The organism is Nocardioides immobilis, assembly GCF_003515065.1.
Classification (GTDB): Bacteria; Actinomycetota; Actinomycetes; order Propionibacteriales; family Nocardioidaceae; genus Nocardioides; species Nocardioides immobilis.
Window position 1 is genome coordinate 57,609 of record NZ_QXGH01000029.1, and the last position, 23,797, is coordinate 81,405.

Sequence of the window (23,797 nt, forward strand, 5' to 3'; positions counted from 1 at the left end):
CGCCGTACCGGCAGCAACCTGCACAGGATCTTCACGAGTCGTCCGGCCTTCCCGACCAGCCGCGCTCCTACGCTCAGGAGCATGACCGACCAGCCCCGCCGGATCCTCGTCGTCGAGGACGAGCCCGTGATCAACGGGGCTGTCACCGACCGCCTGACGGCGGAGGGGTACGACGTCGCGCAGGCGTACGACGGACCCGCCGCCGTGCAGGCCTTCGCCGAGCACGAGCCGGACCTCGTCGTACTCGACGTGATGCTGCCCGGGTTCGACGGGCACGAGGTGTGCCGCCGGATCCAGGCGGTGCGGCCGGTGCCGGTGCTGATGCTCACCGCCCGCGACGACGAGACCGACATCCTCGTCGGGCTGGGCGTCGGCGCGGACGACTACGTGACCAAGCCGTTCCGGATGCGGGAGCTGGTGGCCCGGGTCGCGGCCCTGCTGCGCCGGGTCGACCGTGCCGCCGAGCTCGCACTGGCGGCGGGTCCCGCTGGCAGCACGGTCCTGGGCGATCTCCGGATCGACGCGGGAGCCCGCCGGGTCTGGGTCGGCACCGACGAGGTGCACCTGACGCCGACGGAGTTCGACCTGCTGATCTGCCTGGCCGGCGAGCCCGGCACCGTCCTGACCCGCGACCGGCTGCTGGCCGAGGTGTGGGGCTGGCCCGGCGCCTCCGGCACCCGCACGGTCGACAGCCACATCAAGGCGCTGCGCGCCAAGATCGGGGCCGACCGGGTGCGCACCGTGCACGGCGTCGGCTACGCGCTCGAGACCGGCGCCCGACCGTGAGCGTCCGCGTCCTCGACCCGGTCCGCTCGGTCAAGGTCAAGCTCGGCCTCCTCGTCGCCGCCAGCGTGCTCGTCGCAGTCGTCGTCGCGACGATCGGAGAGGCCGGGGGAGTGCCGGTCTGGCTCAGCATCCCGGTCACCGTCGCGCTCGCGCTCGCGGTCACCCAGCTGCTCGCGGTCGGCATGACCTCGCCACTGCGCGAGATGACGACCGCCGCACGGCGGATGGCCGCCGGCGACCACGACGTCCGGGTGACGGCGACCTCGCGCGACGAGGTGGGCGAGCTCGCCGACGCGTTCAACCGGATGGCCGAGGAGCTCGCCGCGGTCGACCGGCAGCGCCGTGAGCTGGTCGCCAACGTGAGCCACGAGCTCCGTACGCCCATCACCGCCCTCAACGCGGTCCTCGAGAACCTCGCCGACGGCGTCGCCGACCCCGACCCGGCCACCCTCCGCGCCGCGCTCGACCAGGGTGAGCGGATGGCCGGTCTGGTCGGCGACCTGCTCGACCTCTCCCGGGTCGACGCCGGCAAGGCGCCATTGGCGCGCGAGACGGTCGACGTACGGCGGCTGCTCGACGCCGCCGTCGCCGAGTCGCGCGTGGGCGGCCGGGACGTGACGTACGACGTCCGCGTCGACCCGCCCGACCTGTCGGCCGAGGGCGACCCGGCCCGGCTGCGCCAGCTCGTCGCCAACCTGCTCGACAACGCGTCCCGGCACAGCCCGCCGGGCGGCGTCGTCTCCGTCAGCGCGCGCGCCGACTCGGGCCGCTGGCTGCTCGAGGTCTCCGACCAAGGGCCGGGGGTCGCGCCCGAGCACCGGGATCGCGCGTTCGAGCGGTTCGGCACCCTCAGCGAGGTCAGTGCCGAGAGCGGCGGCGGGGGTACCGGGCTCGGCCTCGCGATCGCCCGCTGGGTCACCGACCTGCACGGCGGGTCGATCGGCTTCGTGGACCCCGGACCGGGCGGCTCCGGTGCCCGGGTCCGCGCGGATCTCCCGCTCGTCCCTGCACCGTCCCGCCCGCCCCACGTCCCGCAGACCCGAGAGGAACCTCCCGTGACCCAGCCCACCGCACCGGTCGCCGTACGTCCCGCGCCACCGGCCGGTGCGTCGATCACCGACGCGACGTTCGGCGACTTCTGGCCCGAGCGGGCACTTCCCGGCAACGTCCGGGTGCTCCTCGGCGCACTCGGCGTCGGGGTGCTGGCCGGGATCGTGCTTCCCTTCCGCGACCTCGGGCTCGGTGTGTTCGTCGTCCTGCTGGCCGCGGGCGGGCTGGTGATGGCGGCGAGCCGGCACCGGCGCGACCCGTTCACCCTGACCTGCGCCGCGCTGTGCCTGGCCCTCGCCTCAGTCGTGGTGATCCGGGACGCGGAGTGGATCGCCGTCCTCTGCCTGCTGGCCGGCGGCGGGCTCTGCGCGGTCGGGCTGGTCCGCGGCCGCACCGTGCCGGCGTTCGTCGTGTCCGTGATCGCCTGGCCGCTGGCCGGCCTGCGTGGCCTGCCCTGGCTGGGGCGCACGATCCGCATCCTCACCGGCCTCGGCAGCGGGGCGGCCCTGCTGCGCACGGTGCTGCTCTCGGCGATCGGGCTCGCTGTCTTCGCCCTGCTGTTCGCGTCCGCCGACGCGCTGTTCGCCGAGTGGGTCGGGGCGGTGGTGCCCGACGTCGGTTCGGAGGACTTCGCGCTGCGCGTGTTCGTCGCGTTCTTCGTCGGAGGGGTCGTGCTGGCCGGCGGCTACCTCGCCCTCAACCCGCCGACGACGGACCGCGGTGTCCGCCAGCAGCGTCCGGTCGCCCACCGGTTCGAGTGGCTCGCGCCGGTGCTCGTCGTCGACGCCGTCTTCGTCCTCTTCCTGGTGGCGCAGGCGGCAGTCATCTTCGGCGGCCACGCCTACCTCGAGCGGACGACCGGCCTGACCTACGCGGAGTACGTCCACCAAGGCTTCGGCCAGCTCACGGTCGCCACCGCGCTGACCCTGCTGGTGACCTGGGCAGCCAGCCGCAAGGCACCCCGCGAGACGCCGGCCGACCGCGCCTGGATCCGCGGTTCGCTCGGCCCGCTGTGCGCCGCCACCCTCGTCGTCGTCGCCTCCGCCCTCTACCGGATGAGCGTCTACCAGGACGCCTACGGCTTCACCCGGCTCCGGCTGCTGGTCGACGTGTTCGAGGGCTGGCTGGGCCTGCTGGTGCTCGCCACGATGGCCGGGGGGCTCTCGCTGCGGGCCGCCTGGCTGCCGCGGTTCGGGCTGCTGACGGGCGTGGTGGCGCTGCTCGGCCTGGCCGCGATCAACCCCGACGCGTGGATCGCCCGGCACAACATCGAGCGGTACGACGACACCGGCAAGATCGACTGGGACTACCTCGCCGGTCTCTCCGACGACGCGCTCCCGGTGCTGACCGACCTGCCCGACGACCTCGAGGAGTGCGCGATCGACCTCGGCGCCCGCGCCGAGCACGGCGAGGACGACTGGCTCGAGTGGAACCTCGGCCGCGCCCGCGCCGCCGACTTCGCCGACGAGCACGAGCGGACGTGGCAGCAACGCACGGACTGTCCCGGGCAGACCTCGTAGTGGTGCAGGGATCCCCGGTCGACCGGGGATTCGTGCGCTTGTCAGGCAATGCAACGCCCGACAAGTGCAAGTTTCCCCGGTCGGCCGGGGATTCCTGCCGTCGATAAACTTGACTCATTCAAGAAAGCGAGTATGTTCGGGAACGTGACCACGGCAGCCGACTACGAGCAGATGCTTCGTGGTGCCGACCTGCGCGTGACCCGGCCCCGCGTCGCGGTACTCGGGGCCGTGCACGGGCTTCCGCACGCCGACACCGACGCCATCATCGGCGCGGTCCGGGCCGAGGAGGGAGACGTCTCCCACCAGGCCGTGTACGACGTGCTCCGCGCGCTCACCGCGGTCGGGCTGGTCCGTCGGATCCAGCCGTCCGGATCGGTGGCGCGCTACGAGGCGCGCGTCGGCGACAACCACCACCATGTCGTCTGTCGCACCTGCGGCGCCATCGCCGACGTCGACTGCGCCGTCGGCGAGGTCCCGTGCCTGACCGCGGCCGACGACCACGGCTTCGTCATCGACGAGGCCGAGGTCATCTACTGGGGCAGCTGCCCCGACTGCTCCACCGCACGACCCTGACCGATATCCCCGCCCCACCAGCTAGTCCGAAAGGTTTCCCCATGAACTGCCCCGTCGAACACGGCGTGACCAGCGAAGGCAGCGAGAGCGAGAACCCCGCCCTCGACTCGCCGACCCCGAAGGCCCACTCGCCGCGCAGCAACAAGGACTGGTGGCCGAACCAGCTGGACCTGTCGGTGCTCCACCAGCACTCGCCGGCGTCGAACCCGCTCGGTGAGGACTTCGACTACGCCGCGGCGTTCGGCGACCTCGACGTCGAGGCGCTCAAGCGCGACATCGTCGAGGTCCTCAACACCTCGCAGGACTGGTGGCCGGCGGACTTCGGCCACTACGGCGGCCTGATGATCCGGCTGAGCTGGCACGCGGCCGGCACCTACCGCATCTACGACGGCCGCGGCGGCGCAGGCTCGGGCGACCAGCGGTTCGCGCCGCTCAACAGCTGGCCCGACAACGGCAACCTGGACAAGGCCCGCCGCCTCCTGTGGCCGGTCAAGAAGAAGTACGGCCAGCAGATCTCGTGGGCCGACCTGCTGGTCCTCGCCGGCAACGTCGCGCTGGAGGACATGGGCTTCGAGACGTTCGGCTTCGGCTTCGGCCGCGAGGACGTGTGGGAGCCCGAGGAGATCTTCTGGGGTTCCGAGGACACCTGGCTCGGCGACGAGCGCTACAGCGGTGACCGCGAGCTGGCCGAGCCGCTCGGTGCCGTCCAGATGGGCCTGATCTACGTCAACCCCGAGGGTCCGGGCGGCAACCCCGACATCCTGGCCTCCGGCCGCGACATCCGGGAGACGTTCCGCCGGATGGCGATGAACGACGAGGAGACCGTCGCGCTGATCGCCGGCGGCCACACCTTCGGCAAGACCCACGGTGCCGGCGACGCCGACCTCGTCGGTGTGGAGCCCGAGGGCGCGCCGCTCGAGGCGCAGGGCTTCGGCTGGAAGAGCGAGCACGGCAGCGGCAAGGGTGCGGACGCCATCACCAGCGGTCTGGAGGTCACCTGGACGCCGACGCCGACGAAGTGGGACAACACCTTCTTCGACATGCTCTTCGGCCACGATTGGGAGCTGACCAAGAGCCCCGCCGGTGCGAACCAGTGGGTCGCCAAGGACGCCGAGGAGATCATCCCGGGCCCCGCCGCCGACTCGCCGAAGCGGCTGCCGACGATGCTCACCTCCGACCTGGCGCTGCGCTACGACCCGATCTACGAGCCGATCTCGCGGCGCTTCCACGAGAACCCCGAGGAGTTCCGGCTCGCGTTCGCGAAGGCTTGGTACAAGCTGCTCCACCGCGACATGGGTCCGGTCGAGCGCTACCTGGGCCCGTGGGTCCCGGAGCCGCAGATCTGGCAGGACCCGGTCCCCGCGGTCGACCACGAGCTGGTCGACGACGCCGACGTGGCCGCCCTCAAGGCGAAGGTGCTCGACAGCGGCCTCACGGTCACCCAGCTGGTCTCGACGGCCTGGGCCTCGGCTGCGAGCTTCCGCACCACCGACAAGCGCGGTGGCGCCAACGGTGCACGGATCCGGCTCGCGCCGCAGAAGGACTGGGACGTCAACAACCCGGCCGACCTCGCCACTGTCCTGCAGACGCTGGAGCAGGTCCAGCAGGAGTTCAACGAGGCTCAGTCCGGCGGCAAGCAGATCTCGCTGGCCGACCTGATCGTCCTGGCCGGCGCCGCAGCCGTCGAGAAGGCCGCCAAGGACGGCGGCGTCGACATCACGGTGCCGTTCCGTCCCGGCCGCACGGACGCTTCGCAGGAGCAGACCGACGTCGAGTCGTTCGCGGTGCTAGAGCCGCGGGCCGACGGGTTCCGCAACTACGTCCGGCCCGGCGAGAAGCTGCCGCCGGAGACGTTGCTCGTCGACCGTGCCTACATGCTCGGCCTGTCGGCGCCGGAGACGACGGCGCTCGTCGGCGGCCTGCGGGTGCTCGGCGCCAACTACGGGCAGACCGGGCACGGCGTCTTCACCGACCGGCCGGGCGCGCTCACCGCCGACTTCTTCGCGAACCTGCTCGACATGAGCGTGGAGTGGAAGGCGTCGGAGTCGCAGGAGCACGTCTACGAGGGCCGGGACCGGACCTCCGGTGACGTCACCCGTACGGCGACCGCGGTCGACCTGGTGTTCGGCTCGAACTCCCAGCTCCGCGCGCTCGCCGAGGTCTACGCGAGTGACGACGCACAGGCGAAGTTCGTGGCCGATTTCGTCGCTGCCTGGGCCAAGGTGATGGACGCCGACCGGTTCGACGTCTGATCGAACTGGGCATGTCGCCCCCGTCGACCCGCCGCCGGCCCGGCGGCGGGTCGACGCAATCAGTGGCAGAATGCGGCTGCGGGAGACGAACAGGTGCTTTTCAGAAGTGAGATCGACACGAATCGGTTGACCTACGAAATCTCGCCATGGAGCAGTCCGTACCCCCTACGCTCTCGGGTGTCGGCACGCTGCCGTGCAGTTCGGGCGACGGGGTCTAAGGGGCGCTAATGAGCTGGAACCAAGCCGCTGCGGCGGCAGAGCCGCTGATGCGAACCTCGGCCGAGGACAACGAGCTCCTCGACCGGTGGTCGAGCGAGCTCGACGCTGCCCCCGACCTCTGGGTCGAGGACGCGGCGGAGCGTCGCGCGCGGCTCCAGGAGCTCTCCAAGGCCACCCTGAGCCTGACCATCTGCGGCGACGTCGAGGGGACCATCACCGTCGAGCTGCCCTGCGAGGTGAGCGAGGAGCGGCCTGGCGACCTCAGCCCGGTCGACGGCGAGCCGGTGCCGATGTCGTGGCTGATCGCGCGGGTCGAGGCGATCGTCCCGGTTGCCCTGGGCCGCACCCAGCTGACCTCGTTCTCGATCGCCATTCCCGGCCACGTCGGCCCGGGTCTCTACCCCCTGGACGACCTGCGCCGCCGCGCCGAGAGCGACGAGGTGGAGTGGTGGGAGGTCGACGACTTCCACCTGAGCCCCGACGCCCGCGGCGGCGAGTCCACGTTCTACCTCGACAACGACGCGCTCGACGGAGCATGGGTCGCCACCACCGGCGCGTCGATCGCGTTCGACGTACCGATGGCGTCGGTCGTCAGCGAGGTCCGCGTGACCGGGACCATCACCTGGGCGGAGCCCCGTGACCGGCCCCGCACCCTCGCAGAGCCCACGGATCTGCGCTAAGTTCGAAGCAGCGTCAGGTTTGACGCCTTTCCCCACGGGGTACATGTCGGCCAGACGTATTGCGTGGCCCAGCCAACCGCCACGACTGCTCTTGACCTTGGAGTCAGAGACATGTCTAACGCCACCCTTATGGAGCCTGCTCATCGCTCCGTTGAACCCATTCCCAGCTCGGCTCAGGCCGAGCCCCCCGATCGCAAGCGGCGGACGGCCGAGCTGATCGCTCAAGCCGCCGAGTGCGAGGGGGACGAGCGGCAGGCGATCCTCGACGAGGTGATCCTGCTCAACATCCCGGTCGCCCATGCCCTCGCGTCCCGCTACCGCAACCGCGGGCAGCCGATCGAGGAGCTCGAGCAGGTCGCCTGCCTCGCGCTCACCAAGGCGGTACGCGCCTACGACCCCGCTCGTGGCGACGACCTCCTCGTCTTCGCCGTGCCGAGCATCCTCGGTGAGCTCAAGCGCTACTTCCGGGACGTCACCTGGACGGTGCGCCCACCGCGACGGATCCAGGAGCTCCGGCCGCGCCTGAGCGAGGCCGAGGAGGAGCTGACCCAGCAGCTCGGGCGCCCGCCCCGGCCGAGTGAGGTCGCCGAGTACGTCGGCTGCTCGACGGAGGACGTCCTCGAGGCGCACGAGTCGGTCACCTGCGCGTCACCGGACTCGCTGAACGAGAGCCGGCCCGGCGACGGTGACTTCGCCTGGATCGAACGACTGCCGAGCGAGGAGTTCGGCTTCCAGCGTGCCGAGGCGGTGGCCGTCCTCGGGCCGGCGTGCCGTCGACTCAAGCGGCGTGACCGTCAGATCCTCGAGATGAGGTTCTTCGAGCAGAAGACCCAGCAGCAGATCGCCGACGAGCTCGGCGTGACGCAGGTCCAGGTCTCGCGGCTCCTGCAGCGGATCCTGACTGACCTTCGGCGCAGCATCACGGGTCAGCGTCGTCCGGTGAAGGCGGCCTGACCGGCACCCGGGTACCCGGCCAGGACCTTGCTACCCCTCCTGGCCGGGTACTCCTAGGGCTGGAAGACGACCTTGACCATGCCGTTCCGCTTGTCGCGGAAGTCGCGGTAGGCGGCGGGCGCGTCCGTCAACGGCAGGTGGTGGGTCGCGAACTGCTCGACGCCGAGCGGGTCCTCGTCGTCGAGCAGCAGCTCGAGGATGTCGTCGGACCACGCGCGGACGTTGGCCTGCCCCATTCGCAGCTGGACCTGCTTGTCGAACATCTCCATGAGGGGCATCGGATCCATGGAGCCGCCGTAGACGCCGGCCACCGAGACCGTGCCGCCTCTGCGGACGGCGTCGAGCGCCAGGTGCAGCGCGGCCAGCCGGTCGACGCCGGACTTGCGGAGGATCGGCTCGCCGATCGCGTCCGGGAACAGGCTGATCACGTTGCTGATCCCTTCGATGACCGGCGAGCCGTGCGCCTCCATCCCCACCGCGTCGATGACCGCGTCGGCGCCACGACCGTTCGTCACCGTCAGGACGATGTCCAGCACCCGGTCGTCCGGGCTGATCATCGGAATCGTCTCCGCGCCGAACGCCGCCACCCGGCTCAGCCGCTCGGAGACCGGGTCGGCGACCAGCACCCGACAGCCGCGCTGGATCGCGATCCGTGCGGACATGTCACCGATCGGTCCGGCGCCGAGCACGAGGAGGGTGTCGCCGTACCGGACATCGGCGTACTCCACCGCCTGCCACGCCGTCGGGAGCACGTCGGAGAGGAAGAGGAACCGGTCGTCCGGAGGGCCGTGCGGGACCTTGATCGGCAGCTGGTCGGCGAACGGGACGCGGAGCAGCTCGGCCTGGCCGCCGGGCACTGCGCCGTACAGCTTGCTGTAGCCGAACAGGCTGGCGCCGGTGCCGTGCTCCACGTTCTGCGTGGTCTCGCACTGGCTCTGGAGGCCCTGGGCGCACATCCAGCAGGTGCCGCAGCTGAGGTTGAAAGGTACGACGACCCGGTCGCCGGGGGCGAGCGTCCGTACCTCGGGACCGACCTCGGCGACCACCCCCATCGGCTCGTGGCCCACGATGTCCCCCGGTTCCATGAACGGCGCGAGCGGATCGTAGAGATGCAGGTCGGAGCCGCAGAGCCCGGTCGACGTCACCTCGACGATGACGTCGTCCCGCCGCAGGAGGGTCGGGTCCGGGACCTCCTCGACCGTCACCTTGCGGCGGCCCTGCCAGGTCACTGCCTTCATCTTTCCTCCTCGGGAGTGTCTTGCCGTGACCCTCGGCCGTTGGAGATGATAGGAATTCGCAGGGTGGGTCGGCGCCTCAACGGTCGGCCTCCTCGGGGTCTGGTTTCGATACCCGTGTGGTAGGACGACATACGGTCGTGAGCGGTCGACAGAGGAGGCGGGGATGACAAGCGGTGAGGCACCTGCGGTGCGCCGGGAGGAGAGTCTCGAGGGCACGCCCGAGGTCGTGGTCCATCCGTTCGCCGACGACGACGTACGGCAGACGGGACGGTTCGCGTACGACGTACGCAACGACACCTGGGAGTGGGACGACGACGTCTTCGCGATTCACGGCTACGAGCCGGGGGAGGTCGAACCGACCACGGAGCTGTTCCTCCTGCACAAGCACGACGGCGACCGTGACCGGGTCCTGCAGACGTTCAAGGAGGCGATCGCCAGCGGCGAGCCCTTCAACCTCTACTACCGGATCCGGGCCAAGGGTGCCGAGCGTCGGGTCGTCGTGGTGGGCGAGGGCATCCGCGACGCCAACGGTTTGGTGGAGCAGCTGGTCGGCTACTACCTCGACCTGACTCCGGAGTTCGCGGCGGAGAACGCCGCGGCGGCTGACGCAGCGGTCGCCGCCTCTGCGGCGGCCCGTGAGTCGATCGAACAGGCCAAGGGCATCCTGATGCTCGGCTACGGGCTCGACCCCGACGCGGCGTTCGCGATGCTGCGCTGGTGGTCCCGCAACCGCAACGTCAAGGTGCGCGAGATCGCCGAGCGCCTGATCGAGATCGCCCGGACGGGCCACGTCAGCCACCCGGGTCTTCGGTCGATGCTCGACGCTCTCATCCACGACCTCGCGACCGGGCGGCCGGCCGACCGCCCCAGCGCCAACAACGACGGATCCTGATCAGGACTCCGCCGGCCGGGACGGTCGACCGCCGAACCCTCTGCTGACGCAGAGGGAGAGGTGGGAGCCGCACCTCACTGCAGTTTCGGGCCTCAGCTCAGCACGGCTCCCACCAGCCATAGGGTGGCCAGCACGACCAGCAGGATGACCACGAACCCCGCGACCATCAGCGGTCTGTTGCTCGACCGCAAGGTGGTCATGCTGACAGCCGATCGCGCAGCAGCTCCTTGGCGAGTGCTGCGCCCTTCTTGCTGTCGATCTGGGCCTTGGTGAACAGCTCGATGAGCTGGTCGTCGTTGTCCGCCTCGGCATCAGCCAGGTACTGCTCGAGCCGCAACGCGTTGGACAAGCAGGCCTGGAGGAACCAGACGAGGTCGTAGTCGCGGTCCCGGGTGCCCGTCACCTTCCCTGCGTCGACCAGACCGGCGTCGGTGACATCAGGATTGAAGGTGGTCATGGGGGACCCTCCTCTCCTTCGGATCTTGAGCGCTCTTCTGTTCGTGGAGGCGGTACCCCGCCTTCCCGGGCGCATCCCGGTGCAGGGCCGACGGGTGAGAATTAGGGCCCGGGGTACCGGCGTTCCATGAGCGATGTCGAGTTCCCCGCACAGCAGCAGGAGCCGCCCGGCCTCACCGGCGCGATGCGCCCGGAGCCGGACCACGGCGAGCAGAGCTACGTCGGCCACGGCCGGCTCGTGGACAAGGTCGCGCTGGTCACCGGAGGCGACTCCGGGATCGGGCGCGCGGTGGCGATCGCGTTCGCCCGCGAGGGCGCTGATGTCGCGTTCACCTACCTCCCCGAGGAGCAGGAGGACGCCGACGCGACCGCGACCCTCGTCCGGGACGCCGGCCAGAAGGCGCTGCCCCTGCCGCTCGACCTCTGCGAGCGCAGCGCGTGCGACGAGGCCGTCAGCCGCACCGCCGCGGAGCTCGGCGGTATCGACATCCTCGTCAACAACGCCGGCTTCCAGATGGCACGCGACCACTCGATCGAGGAGTACGACGACGAGCGGATCGACCGCACCTTCAAGACCAACCTCTACGCCTTGATCTGGCTGTGCCGGGCAGCGGTGCCGCACCTGAGGAAGGGGCCCGGCTGCATCATCAACAACACCTCGATCCAGGCGTACGAGCCGTCCCCGAGCCTGCTCGACTACGCCGCGACCAAGGCGGCCATCAACAACTTCACCGTCAACCTCGCCGCCCAGCTCGGCTCCGACGGGATCCGCGTCAACGCGGTCGCGCCCGGGCCGATCTGGACGCCGCTCCAGCCCGCCACCCAGGAGCCGGAGAAGATCGAGCGGTTCGGCGCCGACACCCCGCTCGGCCGGGCCGGACGCCCCGCTGAGGTGGCGCCCGCCTTCGTCTTCCTGGCCTCGCCGGCCGATGCGTCGTACGTCTCCGGGACCGTGCTCGGGGTGACCGGCGGCAAGCCGGTCTTCTAGGTGGGAATGTGCGCGCGGGCAGTGGGTACCTCGGTGCCATGACGGCGCCGGACCCCCCCGATCCCGGCGCGCCGTCGGACCGAGGTTCTGTGGCTGCTGCGTACGTACGCCGGCACGCGGCAGCCACAGAATCTTCAGAACGATCCTCCGACGAGGAGAAGTCGGCGGAGCAGATCACCCGCAACTGGAACGAGCTGCTCCAGGAGCTGCGGGTCATGCAGACCGGTGTCCAGATCCTGACCGGCTTCCTGCTGACCGTCCCGTTCACGGACCGGTTCACCGCCCTCGACGACCGCCAGCGGACCGTCTACCTGGGGCTGCTCGTCGGCTCGGTCCTGACGACCTGCCTGATCGTGGCGCCCGTGTCGTTCCACCGGGTGCTGTTCCGGAAGCAGCAGCGACCGTGGTTGGTCAAGGCGTCCAACGTGTGCGCCCGCCTCGGCCTGGCCGCTCTCGGCCTGGTCTCGGCCGCGGTCGTCCTGCTGGTCTTCGACGTCGTGGTCGGCACCACCGCCGCGGTGGTTGCGTCCCTGATCGTGCTCGCCCTGTTCGTCGGGCTGTGGCTGGGCGTTCCCCTCCTGGCACGGCGATGAGCGCCGTGCGGTGCTGGTCCGCCTCGTCGCCGCGTTGACCGACTGATCGGTGGGTACCGATCCGGCGTCGTTCGAGACGAGGAGGACGAGCACATGCCCGGCGGCAAGCACGGACCCAGCATCAAGGACAACGAGACCTACGAAGCGCTGCGGCGCGACGGCGCGAGCAAGGAGAAGGCCGCGCGGATCGCCAACGCACAGGCGGCCGAGGGGGAGGAGACCATCGGCCGCCGGGGTGGGAAGGCCGGCGACTACGACGACTGGACCGTCGACAAGCTGCGCAAGCGGGCGGCCGAGATCGGCATCGAGGGTCGGTCCGACATGCGCAAGGACGAGCTCATCAACGCGCTCCGCAACCACTGACCCGCCAGCAGCTTGCGGATCCGGCCGTCACCGTTGGCAGTACTCCGCCAACCAGGCTCCGAACGGAGCCTCGCCCGCGTCCGCGCCGTGGTCCTCGTGGTCGTCACCGTGCTCGTCCTCGTGCTCGTCCTCGTGCTCGTCACCTTCGACCTGCACGTCCGCCGGCTCTGATGGCACCACCGAGGGCGTGAACGACGGGTCGACGCTCGCCTGCACGTCGTCGAGCACGGCGTTCAGCTCCCTGTAGCCCGACGGGTCGAGGCTCTCGGGTACGCCGAGAGACCGCAGGTCAGCGACCACGGCGAGCAGCATCGACGCGGTCTCGGCGGACGGGCTGCTGACGTACTGGCCCTGGACGGCGACGAGGTTCTCCCAGCCCGTGCACCACGCCTCGTCGGACGCGACCGGCGGAGCGCTGGAGGTGGGATCGGCAGCGCTGCCCTCGTCCGGAGGGTCGTCGCCGTAGCCGCGGACCAGCAGGAACGCGGCAACAGCGACCAGGGCAGCGACCAGCGCCATTCCGGCGAGCTGTGTCCGGGACATCGTCACACCCATCTCGAGAACCAGATCCGGTCCAGCCACTCGCTGCTGGTCAGCAGCCCGTTGGTCCAGATCGGCCAGAACCAGGCGTAGTTCACCAGCACGAGTACGACGAACGCCCCGCTCACCACCACCCCGACCGTGCGACGGGTCGACGGGAGTCGTGACGGCCCGATCAGGGTGCCGATGGCAAGGGTCAGCGCCATCACGATGAAGGGCAGGATGCCGATCGCGTAGAAGTAGAAGATCGGCCGGTCGTCGTACTGCATCCACGGCAGCCAGGTCGACAGCGTGCCGACCACGGCGACGCCGTACCTCCAGTCGCGCGAGCCCAGCCACATCACGACGGCGAACATCAGCGCGATGCAGCCGCCCCACCAGATCATCGGCGTCCCGATCAGCAGCACCTGACGGATGCAGTCACTGCCCTCGGGCGCGTCGCAGTCCTCGTCGCGGACCGGGTCCTCGTTGTCGGCGGGGGCCGGTGCGTCCGGCGGCAGGATGTCGTTGGTCACCGCCACACCCACGGGTCGGTTGATGAGCAGCCAGCTGGACGGCTTCGACGCGTAGGTGTGCTCGGAGCAGTTCAGGAAGTGCGTGTGGAACGTGTAGACGTCCTGGTGGTAGTACCAGAGCGAGCGCAGCGACTGCCATGCCTCGCCGATCCCGCTCGCGTCCTTCTCGTTCCTGGTCGGCCAGTGCTTGTCGTGGTCGAGGTCGGTGGCCACGTAGGAGTCGTCGTCCTCGGCACAGTGGCCGTGCCCGGTGTACTGCCGGTACTGAGTGGCGCTGAGGTGCTCCTCGTACTCGCCGGCGTTCGCCAGCCAGCCGCCCCACGTCGCGATGTAGACCAACGTCCCGACGATCACGAGGTGCACGAACGCGGGGATGCCGTCGACCAGTGCCGACTTCAGGATCGGCCAGCGGACGCCGAAGCTGCGGCGCGCTCCCGCGCACCAGATCCAGACCAGGAGCCCGAACGCCGCGAGGGGATAGACCGCGGCCCACTTGACGCCCGCCGCCAGCCCGAAGCTGGCACCGGCGGCGAGCAGCCACGGCCGGAACAGCACGGACCGGACCGGTCCCCACCCACGCCCGCTCGCCGAGCTTGTCGAGGCGTCGTCGGCATCGTCGGCGACCCGTCTGGCCAGCCGGCGGCGGAAGTGGTCGCGGTCGGCGACGAGGCAGTGCACCGCGCAGAGCAGGAAGAACGCGAAGAAGATGTCGAGCAGGGCCAGCCGGGACAGGACGAAGTGCAGGCCGTCGAACATCAGCAACAGGCCGGCGATGCACCCGAGCACCGTGGAGCCGGTCATCCGCCGCAGCAGCCGGCAGATCACCAGCACCATCAGGGCGCCGACGACGGCGGAGGCGATCCGCCAGCCGAACGGGTCCATCCCGAACGCCTTCTCGCCGAGGGCGATCAGCCACTTGCCGACCTCGGGGTGCACCGCCATCGACGGGTCGCCGGTCCACACGTCCTGCGTGTGGCCGGCGAGGATGTCGTCGTCGATCTTGTTGCCGGTGTCGCCGTCGACGTCGGACAGGTAGGTCTGCGCGTAGCCGTTGTGGAGGAGCGACCAGGCGTCCTTGGCGTAGTACGTCTCGTCGAACGCGAACCGGTTCGGCGTACCGAGGTGGTACATCCGCAGCGCGAACGCCACCAGCGTGACCGCGATCGGCGCCAGCCAGCCGACCGCCCGGTCACTGGGCCGGAGCCCGACCAGGTAGCCACGCGCCCGCTCGGCCGCCGACGGCACCGGCCGGCCTTCGGCGGTCCGCGACAGCCCGGTCCACCGTCGGGTGGGCTGCTGGTCGGCGGCGGTCACGAGCCAGAACTCTACGGTCCTCCCCGTAGCCCGCGACGGTCCCTGCAATGATCGACGGGTGACCTCTCCGGGCGTGCTGGTGCTGGCGGCGACGCCGATCGGCAGGGTGACCGACGCGCCGCCGCGGTTGGCCGAGGAGCTCGCGGGGGCCGATGTCGTGGCCGCGGAGGACACCCGGCGGTTGCGCCGGCTGGCAGCGGACCTCGGCATCGAGGTCGGCGGGCGGATCGTGTCCTACTTCGAGGGCAACGAGTCGGCCCGTACGCCGCAGCTGCTCGAGGCGCTGGAGAACGGCGAGCGGGTCGTCCTGGTGACCGACGCCGGCATGCCGTCGGTGTCCGACCCGGGCTACCGCCTGGTGGCAGCCGCGGTCGAGGCGGACATCCGGGTCACCGCCGTGCCCGGGCCGAGCGCGGTCCTGACGGCGCTGGCGGTCTCGGGCCTGCCGGTGGACCGGTTCTGCTTCGAGGGCTTCCTGCCGCGCAAGGGCGGCGAGCGGTCGCGCCGGCTCGCCGAGCTGGCGGCGGAGCCGCGGACGATGGTGTTCTTCGAGGCGCCGCACCGCACGGGCGCTGCCCTGTCGGCCATGGCGGGGGCATTCGGCGACGACCGGCCGGCGGCGGTCTGCCGGGAGCTGACGAAGACCTACGAGGAGGTACGCCGGGGCGCGGTCGGTGAGCTGGCCGAGTGGGCCTCCGACGGCGTCCGCGGCGAGGTGACGATCGTGGTGGCGGGTGCCGCGCCTCACAGCGCCGTCGACACCGACGCCGCTAGCCTGCGAACCGCGGTCGACGCACTCGTCGACGACGGGTTGACCCGCAAGGACGCGATCGCCGCAGTGGCCAAGCAAGCGGGACTCCCGAAGCGGGAGGTCTATCAGGTGGTGCATGTGGATGAGGACTGACCAGCGGATCTGTTCGGTCGAGCGCGACGGGCTGGTGTTCGACGTACTCGACGAGGGACCGATGGACGGCGAACCCGTCGTCCTCCTGCACGGGTGGCCCGAGCGGGCAACCGTCTGGCGGCACGTCGCGCCGATCCTGAACACCGCCGGCTACCGCACCTTGGCGATGGACCGGCGCGGGTTCGCGCCGGGAGCCCGGCCGAAGCGGCGCCGGGACTACCGGCTGCCCGTCCTCATCGAGGACGTCGCAGCGCTGATCGACGAGGTCGGAGGCAGTGCCCACGTGGTCGGCCACGACTGGGGCGCTGCGGTCGCGTGGGCGGTGGCGGGCCACCGCCCGGAGAGGGTGCGCACGCTCACCGCCGTCTCGGTGCCGCACCCGGCGGCGATGATGAAGGCGATGGTGAAGTCCGACCAGCTGAAGAAGTCCTACTACATGCTGCTCTTCCAGCTGCCGTTCCTGCCCGAGCTGGTCGCCACCCGCCGCGCGGAGTGGTTCGACGTCCAGCTCCTCAAGGGCGGGATGTCCCGCGAGGACGTCGCCCGGTTCCGGCGGGAGATCGTCGAGGACGGTGCGCTGTCGACGTCGATCGGGTGCTACCGCGCGATGTTCCTCACCGACCCGAGGGTGCTCCGGTTCCGGGTCTCGGCGCCGACCACGATGGTGTGGAGCACGAAGGACGTGGCGCTCGGGCGGTGGGGCGCCGAGCACAGCGGCGAGTGGGTCGACGCGTCGTTCGAGCTGGTGGTGCTGGAGGGCACCTCGCACTGGATCCCGACCCAGGAGCCCGACGTGCTCGCCGACGCGATCCTGCGGCGGGTGCGCGGGTGAGCGACGCTCCCCACGACCGCCCGCCGGTCCCCGAGCCCCTCCCGCACCCGGTGGTCGACAACCACTGCCACCTCGACATCGCTCGCGGCGGGCCCGACAGCTCCGCGTGGGACGTCCGGGAGGCGATCGACGCGGCCGTCGCCGTCGGCGTACGGCGGATCGTGCAGATCGGCTGCGACCTGCGGCGTGCGACCTGGGCGGTCGAGGCGGCGCAGGCCCATCCGGAGATCGTCGCCGGTGTGGCGCTGCACCCCAACGAGGCGCCGCGGCTCGCCGCCGCCGGTGGGCTCGACCGCGCGCTCGAGGCGATCAGCGAGCTGGCCGCCGCCCATCCGCGGGTGCGGGCGGTGGGGGAGACCGGTCTCGACCACTTCCGCACCGGTCCGGAGGGGCGCGCCGCGCAGGTCGAGTCCTTCGCCGCGCACATCGACCTGGCCAAACGGCTCGACAAGACGCTCGTGATCCACGACCGCGACGCGCACGACGCGGTGCTCGACGTCCTCGACGCCGAGGGGGCGCCCGAGCGGTGGGTGATGCACTGCTTCTCCGGTGACGCCGCGTTCGCCCGGGCGTGCCTCGACCGGGGCGCCTACCTGTCCTTCGCCGGCACGGTGACCTTCAAGAACGCGGCTCCGCTGCGCAACGCGCTCGTCGTGACGCCGCAGGACCGGGTGCTCGTCGAGACCGACGCGCCGTACCTCACGCCGCACCCGTACCGCGGCCGCACCAACGCGTCGTACCTGGTGCCGTTGACGGTGCGGACCATGGCCGAGGTGCGCGGAGACGACCTCGCCGAGCTGTGCGCGGCGATCGACGCCAACACCGAGCGGGCCTTCGGCGGTGCTTGGTAGCGCCTCGCACTGTGCTAACTAAAGTTAGCAAACTCGTGTGACAAGTGGGGTGGAAGTGGCGCCATCGGGGTGACTCGAGTCACGCTCTGAGCGCGGAAGGGGGTCCGCGAGTTTGCGTTGGGGTGCTTGCTTTTGTTCTGGTAGATGCCAGATAGCCGGGATCGGGTAGCACCATCGACCAGCATCGGCACCGTCCGCCGTACGTATGAGGTACGACGAGGGAGCCGCCTCACTCGGGGGATCGACGCTGGCCAGCCTGAGGCCCGGGGAGTACGACGTTCGGAGAATCGTGCCCGTTGACGAGCACCAGACCCAGCCCCTCGCCCCCGCGACCCCGACCACAAAGCCTTCGCTGAAGGCCAGCGCAGCCACCCTCCTCGGACGGGCAGCGCGCAGCAGGGTCGCTCTCGTCGCCACTGTCGCCGTGGTCCTGCTCGCCGTCGCCGGCGCCACCTACGGCTACCAGTCGATGACCACCCCCGTGACCTTGTCGGTGGACGGTGAGGAACGCCAGGTGCGCGTCCTCGGTGACACCGTCGGCGACGTTCTCGACGCCGAGGGCATCGAGCTCACCTCCCACGACCTCGTCCAGCCGGACGTCGACGAGCCCATCTCCGAGGGCACCCGCATCGCGGTGCGCTACGGGCGTGAGATCGAGCTGACCGTCGACGGCAAGACGAAGACCCACTGGGTGACCGCGACCGATGTCGACGGCGCCCTGAGCCAGATCGGGGCGCTCTACCGCGGCGCCCGGCTCTCGACCAGCCGTGGCACCACGATCGACCGTGGTGGTCTGGAGCTCGAGGTCGTCACCCCGAAGAACCTGAAGGTGACCCTCGCCGGCAAGAAGACCAAGAAGGTCAGCGTGCCCGCGCTCACCGTCGAGGACGCGCTGAGCGCGCTCGACGTCAAGCTCGACAAGCACGACCTCGTGTTCCCGAAGCGCGACGCCAAGCTCAAGGACGGCGACCAGGTCCGCTGGGTCGACATCGAGATCAAGACCAAGCGCGTGAAGGGCGAGGCCTTCTCGGCCGAGACCATCACCCGCGAGGACTCCTCGTCGCCCGAGGGCACCGAGACCGTCGTCCGCGAGGGCGATGCCGGGATGCGCAACGTGGTCTACAAGATCCGCTACCGCAACGGCGTCGAGGTCAAGCGCACCGTCGTCACGTCCAAGGTGACCGAGAAGCCCGTCGCCGAGATCGTCGAGGTCGGCACCCAGGAGGTCGCCACCACGAACTACGCCGGTGGCGGCACCGTCTGGGACGCCCTGGCGCAGTGCGAGTCGGGCGGCAACTGGGCCATCAACACCGGCAACGGCTACTACGGCGGCCTCCAGTTCAACCTGGGCACGTGGCAGGCGTACGGCGGCTCCGGCTACCCGCACCAGAACAGCCGGGAGGCACAGATCGCTGTCGCCGAGCGTCTCCGTGCGGCGACCGGTGGCTACGGCTCGTGGCCGCACTGCTCCGCGCAGCTCGGCCTGCCCCAGTAGCCGAGCGCAGTGACGCTGGTCTGAGCCCGAGGCACTAGCCTCCTTTGCATGAGCACCTCCGCCGGTCCGAGACTTCTCGGGCCGGCGGAAGTGCGTTCGCTTGCGGCCGCGCTGGACCTCCGGCCGACCAAGCAGCGCGGCCAGAACTTCGTGATCGACGCCAACACCGTGCGCCGGATCGTCCGCGAGTCCCGCGTGACGGCAGCGGACGTCGTCGTCGAGGTCGGCCCCGGGCTCGGCTCGCTGACCCTGGCACTGCTCGAGACCGGTGCGTCGGTCACCGCGATCGAGGTCGACCCTGCGCTTGCGGGGGCGCTGCCGGGGACGATCGCCGAGTTCGCTCCGGCGCAGGCCGACCGGGTGCGCGTCGTACTCGCTGATGCGTTGCACATCGCCGAGCTCCCAGGTCCGGCGCCGACGGCGCTCGTGGCCAACCTGCCCTACAACGTGTCGGTCCCGGTGCTGCTGCACCTGCTCGCGCTGCTGCCGTCCCTCGAGCACGGCCTGGTGATGGTGCAGGCCGAGGTCGCCGACCGGCTGGCCGCGCCGCCCGGCTCGAAGACGTACGGCATCCCGTCGGTCAAGGCCGCCTGGTACGCCGAGGTACGCCGGGCCGGCACGATCGGGCGCAACGTCTTCTGGCCGGCCCCGAACGTCGACTCCGGCCTGGTCGCGTGGACCCGGCGCCAGCCGCCGACGACCGCCGTCAGCCGGGAGCAGGTGTTCGCGGTCGTGGACGCCGCGTTCGCCCAGCGCCGCAAGGCGCTGCGGGGTGTGCTCCGGGGGATCGCCGGATCCGGCGAGGCGGCCGAGGCCGCCCTCGTGGCGGCGGGGATCGACCCGTTGGCGCGGGGGGAGTCGCTCGGCATCTCCGAGTTCGTGCGGATCACCGAGGAGTTGGCAGGATCAGCGACGTGAGCGCCGCATTGCTGCCGGACCCGATCTCGGTGACCGTCCGCGCGCCCGCGAAGATCAACGTCTACCTCGGTGTCGGGAAGGCGCGACCGGACGGCTTCCACCCGCTGGAGACCGTCTACCAGGCCGTCTCGCTCTACGACGACGTCACCGTGACCGATGCCGAGGAGTGGTCGGTCACCACGGTCACCGACGGTCCGCACGTCGACGGCAGCGCCATCCCCGACGACGACACCAATATCGTCATCCGCGCCGGCAAGGCGCTGGCCGCGCACCACGGCGTGGACCGGAAGGCCGGGATCGAGGTGCGCAAGAGCATCCCCGTCGCCGGCGGCATGGCGGGCGGCTCTGCCGACGCCGCCGCGACCCTGGTGGCACTCGACCGGCTCTGGAACCTCAACACCGCCGACGCCGACCTGCTGGAGCTCGCCGCCGAGCTGGGCTCGGACGTGCCGTTCGCCCTCGTCGGCGGCACCGCGACCGGCACCGGCCGCGGCGAGGTCGTCACGCCGGTCGAGGACAACGGCACCTGGTGGTGGGTGGTGGTCTTCAACGACGAGGGTCTGTCGACCCCGTCCGTCTACGGCGCCTACGACCTGCTCGAAGGCGGCGACCACGACTACCGGATCCAGCCCGCGATGCTCGACGCGTTGCGCGACGGCGCGGACTCCGACTCGCTCGCGGTCTTCCTCTACAACGACCTCGAGGACGCGGCCTTCTACCTGCGCCCCGACCTCGAACGCGCCGCGGAGGCCGCCCTGGAGTGCGGCGCCACGATGACGCTGCTGTCCGGGTCGGGTCCGACGATGCTGGCGATCGCGTCCGGCGCCGAGGACGCCCGCAACATCGCCGGGATGCTCACGGGACGGGGCTTCGACCGGACCGCTGTGGTGCACGGCCCGGTGGCAGGAGCGCACGTGGTGGCGTATGGCTAACCTCCTCAACCTGGAGCGGGTCTCCAAGTCGTACGGCGTCCGCCCGCTCCTGTCCGACGTCTCGCTCGGCGTCGGGGCCGGCGAGCGCATCGGCATCGTCGGCCGCAACGGTGACGGCAAGACCACGCTGCTGCGGGTGATGACCGGCGAGGAGTCGCCGGACGAGGGCCGGGTCTCGCGCGAGCGTGGGCTGCTCATCGGGTACCTGCGGCAGACCGACGACTTCTCCGACACCCACACCGTCCGGGAGGTGGTGCTCGGTGGCCGGTCCGACCACGAGTGGGCGGCCGACGCCGCGCTGCGGGAGATCGTCACGGTCCTGCTGGCGGGCGTGGAGCTCGACCGTGCGGTGTCCGGGCTGTCCGGCGGTGAGCGCCGTCGCTGCGGGCTGGCCGGACTGCTCATCGGCGAGCACGACCTGATCATCCTCGACGAGCCCACCAACCACCTCGACGTCGAGGCTGTCGCCTGGCTGGCGCGACACCTCGCCGGCCGGCAGTCCGCGCTCGTGGTCGTCACCCACGACCGGTGGTTCCTCGACGCGGTCTGCCAGCAGACGTGGGAGGTGCACGACGGCGTCGTCGACACCTACGAGGGTGGCTACGCGGCGTTCGTGCTGGCGAAGGCCGAGCGGCAGCGGCAGGCCGCGGCGTCGGAGACCCGTCGGCAGAACCTGATGCGCAAGGAGCTCGCCTGGCTGCGGCGCGGTGCTCCGGCCCGGACGTCGAAGCCGAAGTTCCGGATCGACGCGGCCAACGCGCTCATCGAGGACGTGCCGCCGCCGCGCGACCGGATGGAGCTGCAGCGGTTCGCCACCCAGCGGCTCGGCAAGGACGTCATCGACGTCGAGGACGTCGATCTGGCCCGGGGGGACCGGACGCTCCTCGAGCGCGCGACCTGGCGGCTCGGGCCCGGCGACCGGGTAGGCATCGTCGGCGTCAACGGCGCCGGCAAGACATCGGTGCTGTCGCTGCTCTCCGGGGAGCTGGCGCCGCAGCACGGCCGGGTGCGGCAGGGGCGCACCGTCGTACTCCAGCACCTGACGCAGGCGCTCGAGTTCGACAGCCCCGAGGCGCGGGTGCTCGACACCGTCGAGTCGATCCGGCGGGTGACGAAGACGCTCGACGGCGAGGTCTCGGCCAGCGCGATGCTGGAGCGGTTCGGCTTCACCGGCGACAAGCTCACCGCCCGCCTCGGCGACCTGTCCGGCGGCGAGCGCCGCCGTTTCCAGCTGCTGCGGCTGCTGCTCACCGAGCCCAACGTGCTGCTCCTCGACGAGCCGACCAACGACCTCGACATCGAGACCCTCAACGTGCTCGAGGACTTCCTCGACGGCTGGCCCGGGACCCTCGTGGTCGTCTCCCACGACCGCTACTTCCTCGAGCGGGTCACTGACTCCGTCTGGGCCCTCCTCGGCGACGGCCAGATCTCGATGCTGCCCCGGGGCGTCGATGAGTACCTCGAGCGCCGTGCCCGCGAAGTGTCAGTCTCTGCCCCACGAAGTGTCGAGGTTGGCGGTGCGAAGGGTGACACTTCGGCCGACCAAGATCGACACTTCGAGCAGCCAAGCGCGACACCTCGTGCGCGAGCAGGCTCGGCCGAGGAGCGTACGGCGCGCAAGGCCCTCGCCCGGCTCGACAAGCAGCTGGAGCGTCTGGCGGCTCGGGAGGCGGAGCTGACGGAGGCGCTGGCGGCGAGTGCCAGCGACCCCGAGCGGCTCGCCGCGTTGTCCGTGGAGCTGACAGCGCTGCTGGAGGAGAAGGAAGCGGTCGAGCTCGACTGGCTCGACGCCGCCTCGGTGCTGGAGTGACGCTCTACCTGGTCCGGCACGGCCGGCCGCTGATCGACCGGAGCCTGCCGGCGGCGGGCTGGGAGCTCGACCCGGCGGGCTTCGACGATGTGTGGGCGCTCCGTGAGTCCGGTCGGTTGCCGACGGCTGCGGTCTGGTTCAGCTCGCCCGAGGCGAAGGCGATCCAGACCGCCCAGCTGCTCACCGAGGGTGAGGTCGGGATCGTCGAGGGGCTGCGCGAGCACGTCCGCGCCTCAACGGTGTGGATCCACGACTTCGCCGGTGCGGTCCGGCGGGCGTTCGACGACCCCGACGCTCCGGCGTACGACGGCTGGGAGCCGCTCGCCACCTGCCGCGACCGGGTCGTCACGACCGTCCGTGGCCTCCTCGCCGATTGCCCGGACACCGATCTGGTGCTCGTCGGCCACGGCACCGCCTGGACCGTGCTCGTCGCCGAGCTCACCGGCACCGCGCCCGACCTCGACCGCTGGGCTTCGCTGGCGATGCCGGACGTGGTCGTGGTGGATAGTCCCTGACGTTCCGGTCGTCGATCGGCCGGAACGGCGACAGAAACGTCAGGGAGTACGCCGAATTCCGCCCGGCAGCGTCAGTTCGCGAACGGCACCAGCAGCCGCCGCAGCAGCCCAGCCAGCTGCTTCTGGTCGGCGGCGGAGAGGTCGGCGAGCAGCTCGCGCTCGGCCTCGAGGAGCGCGGTGAAGGCGCCGTCGACCGCGTCCTTGCCGTCGGGCGTCAGCCTGACCAGCACGCCGCGGCGGTCGGACGGGTCGGGGTGCCGCTCGACCAGGCCGCGGGACGCGAGCCGGTCGACGCGGTTGGTCATCGTGCCGCTGGTCACGAGGGTCTCGCGGAGCAGCCGGCCGGGCGACAGCTCGTACGGCGCGCCGGCCCGCCGCAGCGCGGCCAGGACGTCGAACTCCCACGGCTCGATGTCGTGGGCGGTGAACGCCTGCCGGCGGGCCCGGTCGACGTGGTGGCCGAGGCGCGAGATCCTGCTGAAGACCGCGACCGGCCCGAGGTCGAGGTCGTCCCGCTCGCGCGCCCACGCCTCGAGCAGCGCGTCGACCTCGTCCCGTCCGCCCATGCGCGGCACTTTACCGGACGAGTCGAGAATCTTGACGTCAA

23 protein-coding genes are annotated in these 23,797 nt (G+C 71.0%); 18 read left to right on the plus strand and 5 right to left on the minus strand.

What is annotated here, in order from left to right; genetic code table 11:
- The first annotated feature begins 81 nt into the window (after positions 1–81).
- From D0Z08_RS22685 to D0Z08_RS22710, 6 genes are all read left to right on the plus strand, one after another.
- A complete protein-coding gene (locus D0Z08_RS22685; protein WP_118927556.1) occupies positions 82–786 on the plus strand; it encodes a response regulator transcription factor in 705 nt (234 codons plus the stop codon).
- On the plus strand, positions 783–3,356 hold the full coding sequence (locus tag D0Z08_RS22690) for a DUF4153 domain-containing protein (protein WP_118927557.1): 2,574 nt from the start codon (positions 783–785) through the stop codon (positions 3,354–3,356). Before D0Z08_RS22685 ends, D0Z08_RS22690 begins: the two co-directional genes overlap by 4 nt.
- 171 nt (positions 3,357–3,527) lie before the next feature.
- On the plus strand, positions 3,528–3,929 hold the full coding sequence (locus D0Z08_RS22695; protein ID WP_281271768.1) for a Fur family transcriptional regulator: 402 nt from the start codon (positions 3,528–3,530) through the stop codon (positions 3,927–3,929).
- A 41-nt stretch (positions 3,930–3,970) separates the two neighbouring features.
- Entirely contained in the window at positions 3,971–6,181 is a 2,211-nt protein-coding gene (gene katG / locus D0Z08_RS22700) for a catalase/peroxidase HPI (protein WP_118927558.1), read from the plus strand.
- A 227-nt stretch (positions 6,182–6,408) separates the two neighbouring features.
- A complete protein-coding gene (locus tag D0Z08_RS22705; protein WP_147381511.1) occupies positions 6,409–7,080 on the plus strand; it encodes a hypothetical protein in 672 nt (223 codons plus the stop codon).
- 111 nt (positions 7,081–7,191) lie between these two features.
- The gene (locus D0Z08_RS22710) at positions 7,192–8,034 is read left to right on the plus strand and encodes a sigma-70 family RNA polymerase sigma factor (protein ID WP_245994316.1); all 843 of its coding nucleotides are present in this window, start codon (positions 7,192–7,194) and stop codon (positions 8,032–8,034) included.
- Between the two features lie 53 nt (positions 8,035–8,087).
- Here D0Z08_RS22710 and D0Z08_RS22715 read toward each other — a convergent pair whose 3' ends face one another.
- Positions 8,088–9,272: an alcohol dehydrogenase catalytic domain-containing protein gene (locus D0Z08_RS22715; protein WP_118927561.1), complete on the minus strand. Its 1,185-nt coding sequence runs from the start codon at positions 9,270–9,272 to the stop codon at positions 8,088–8,090.
- 163 nt (positions 9,273–9,435) lie between these two features.
- Here D0Z08_RS22715 and D0Z08_RS22720 point away from each other — a divergent pair, with 163 nt between their 5' ends.
- Positions 9,436–10,164 (plus strand): PAS and ANTAR domain-containing protein, encoded by a 729-nt coding sequence (locus D0Z08_RS22720; RefSeq protein ID WP_118927562.1) that lies wholly within the window; start codon positions 9,436–9,438, stop codon positions 10,162–10,164.
- A gap of 196 nt (positions 10,165–10,360) precedes the next feature.
- Here the strand turns inward: D0Z08_RS22720 and D0Z08_RS22725 are convergent, their stop codons facing one another.
- On the minus strand, positions 10,361–10,621 hold the full coding sequence (locus D0Z08_RS22725; RefSeq protein WP_118927563.1) for a hypothetical protein: 261 nt from the start codon (positions 10,619–10,621) through the stop codon (positions 10,361–10,363).
- A gap of 126 nt (positions 10,622–10,747) precedes the next feature.
- Between D0Z08_RS22725 and D0Z08_RS22730 the strand changes: the two genes are divergently transcribed.
- The 3 genes from D0Z08_RS22730 (at position 10,748) to D0Z08_RS22740 (ending at position 12,564) form a co-directional block, all read left to right on the plus strand.
- Positions 10,748–11,608: an SDR family oxidoreductase gene (locus D0Z08_RS22730; RefSeq protein ID WP_118927564.1), complete on the plus strand. Its 861-nt coding sequence runs from the start codon at positions 10,748–10,750 to the stop codon at positions 11,606–11,608.
- A gap of 89 nt (positions 11,609–11,697) precedes the next feature.
- Positions 11,698–12,201, plus strand: coding sequence for a DUF6328 family protein (locus D0Z08_RS22735; protein WP_245994318.1), 504 nt, complete (start codon positions 11,698–11,700; stop codon positions 12,199–12,201).
- 93 nt (positions 12,202–12,294) lie between these two features.
- Positions 12,295–12,564 carry a DUF7218 family protein gene (locus D0Z08_RS22740; protein ID WP_118927565.1) on the plus strand — a complete coding sequence of 90 codons (270 nt, stop codon included), beginning with the start codon at positions 12,295–12,297 and terminating at the stop codon, positions 12,562–12,564.
- A gap of 27 nt (positions 12,565–12,591) precedes the next feature.
- On the opposite strand, the gene D0Z08_RS22745 is transcribed toward D0Z08_RS22740, so the two are convergent.
- Positions 12,592–13,107 carry a hypothetical protein gene (locus D0Z08_RS22745; protein WP_147381512.1) on the minus strand — a complete coding sequence of 172 codons (516 nt, stop codon included), beginning with the start codon at positions 13,105–13,107 and terminating at the stop codon, positions 12,592–12,594.
- Between the two features lie 2 nt (positions 13,108–13,109).
- Entirely contained in the window at positions 13,110–14,933 is a 1,824-nt protein-coding gene (locus tag D0Z08_RS22750; protein WP_182481441.1) for a dolichyl-phosphate-mannose--protein mannosyltransferase, read from the minus strand.
- A gap of 58 nt (positions 14,934–14,991) precedes the next feature.
- Between D0Z08_RS22750 and rsmI the strand changes: the two genes are divergently transcribed.
- The 8 genes from rsmI to D0Z08_RS22790 all read left to right on the plus strand — a co-directional run bounded on the left by rsmI (position 14,992) and on the right by D0Z08_RS22790 (position 23,190).
- The gene (gene rsmI, locus D0Z08_RS22755; protein ID WP_245994320.1) at positions 14,992–15,837 is read left to right on the plus strand and encodes a 16S rRNA (cytidine(1402)-2'-O)-methyltransferase; all 846 of its coding nucleotides are present in this window, start codon (positions 14,992–14,994) and stop codon (positions 15,835–15,837) included.
- Positions 15,827–16,669 (plus strand): alpha/beta fold hydrolase, encoded by an 843-nt coding sequence (locus D0Z08_RS22760; protein ID WP_118927568.1) that lies wholly within the window; start codon positions 15,827–15,829, stop codon positions 16,667–16,669. The genes rsmI and D0Z08_RS22760 overlap by 11 nt, the downstream gene beginning before the upstream one ends.
- Entirely contained in the window at positions 16,666–17,520 is an 855-nt protein-coding gene (locus tag D0Z08_RS22765; protein ID WP_118927569.1) for a TatD family hydrolase, read from the plus strand. Before D0Z08_RS22760 ends, D0Z08_RS22765 begins: the two co-directional genes overlap by 4 nt.
- Positions 17,521–17,809: 289 nt before the next feature.
- Complete coding sequence (locus D0Z08_RS33485; RefSeq protein WP_281271767.1) at positions 17,810–19,015, plus strand: resuscitation-promoting factor; 1,206 nt, start codon at positions 17,810–17,812, stop codon at positions 19,013–19,015.
- A 48-nt stretch (positions 19,016–19,063) separates the two neighbouring features.
- Entirely contained in the window at positions 19,064–19,933 is an 870-nt protein-coding gene (rsmA, locus tag D0Z08_RS22775) for a 16S rRNA (adenine(1518)-N(6)/adenine(1519)-N(6))-dimethyltransferase RsmA (RefSeq protein WP_118927571.1), read from the plus strand.
- Positions 19,930–20,865 carry a 4-(cytidine 5'-diphospho)-2-C-methyl-D-erythritol kinase gene (locus tag D0Z08_RS22780; protein ID WP_245994322.1) on the plus strand — a complete coding sequence of 312 codons (936 nt, stop codon included), beginning with the start codon at positions 19,930–19,932 and terminating at the stop codon, positions 20,863–20,865. Before rsmA ends, D0Z08_RS22780 begins: the two co-directional genes overlap by 4 nt.
- Positions 20,858–22,675, plus strand: a complete 1,818-nt coding sequence (locus D0Z08_RS22785) for an ABC-F family ATP-binding cassette domain-containing protein (protein WP_118927572.1) — start codon at positions 20,858–20,860, stop codon at positions 22,673–22,675. The genes D0Z08_RS22780 and D0Z08_RS22785 overlap by 8 nt, the downstream gene beginning before the upstream one ends.
- Positions 22,672–23,190 (plus strand): histidine phosphatase family protein, encoded by a 519-nt coding sequence (locus tag D0Z08_RS22790; protein ID WP_182481442.1) that lies wholly within the window; start codon positions 22,672–22,674, stop codon positions 23,188–23,190. Before D0Z08_RS22785 ends, D0Z08_RS22790 begins: the two co-directional genes overlap by 4 nt.
- A 71-nt stretch (positions 23,191–23,261) precedes the next feature.
- Here the strand turns inward: D0Z08_RS22790 and D0Z08_RS22795 are convergent, their stop codons facing one another.
- Positions 23,262–23,756 (minus strand): MarR family winged helix-turn-helix transcriptional regulator, encoded by a 495-nt coding sequence (locus D0Z08_RS22795; RefSeq protein ID WP_118927574.1) that lies wholly within the window; start codon positions 23,754–23,756, stop codon positions 23,262–23,264.
- Positions 23,757–23,797 lie beyond the last annotated feature (41 nt).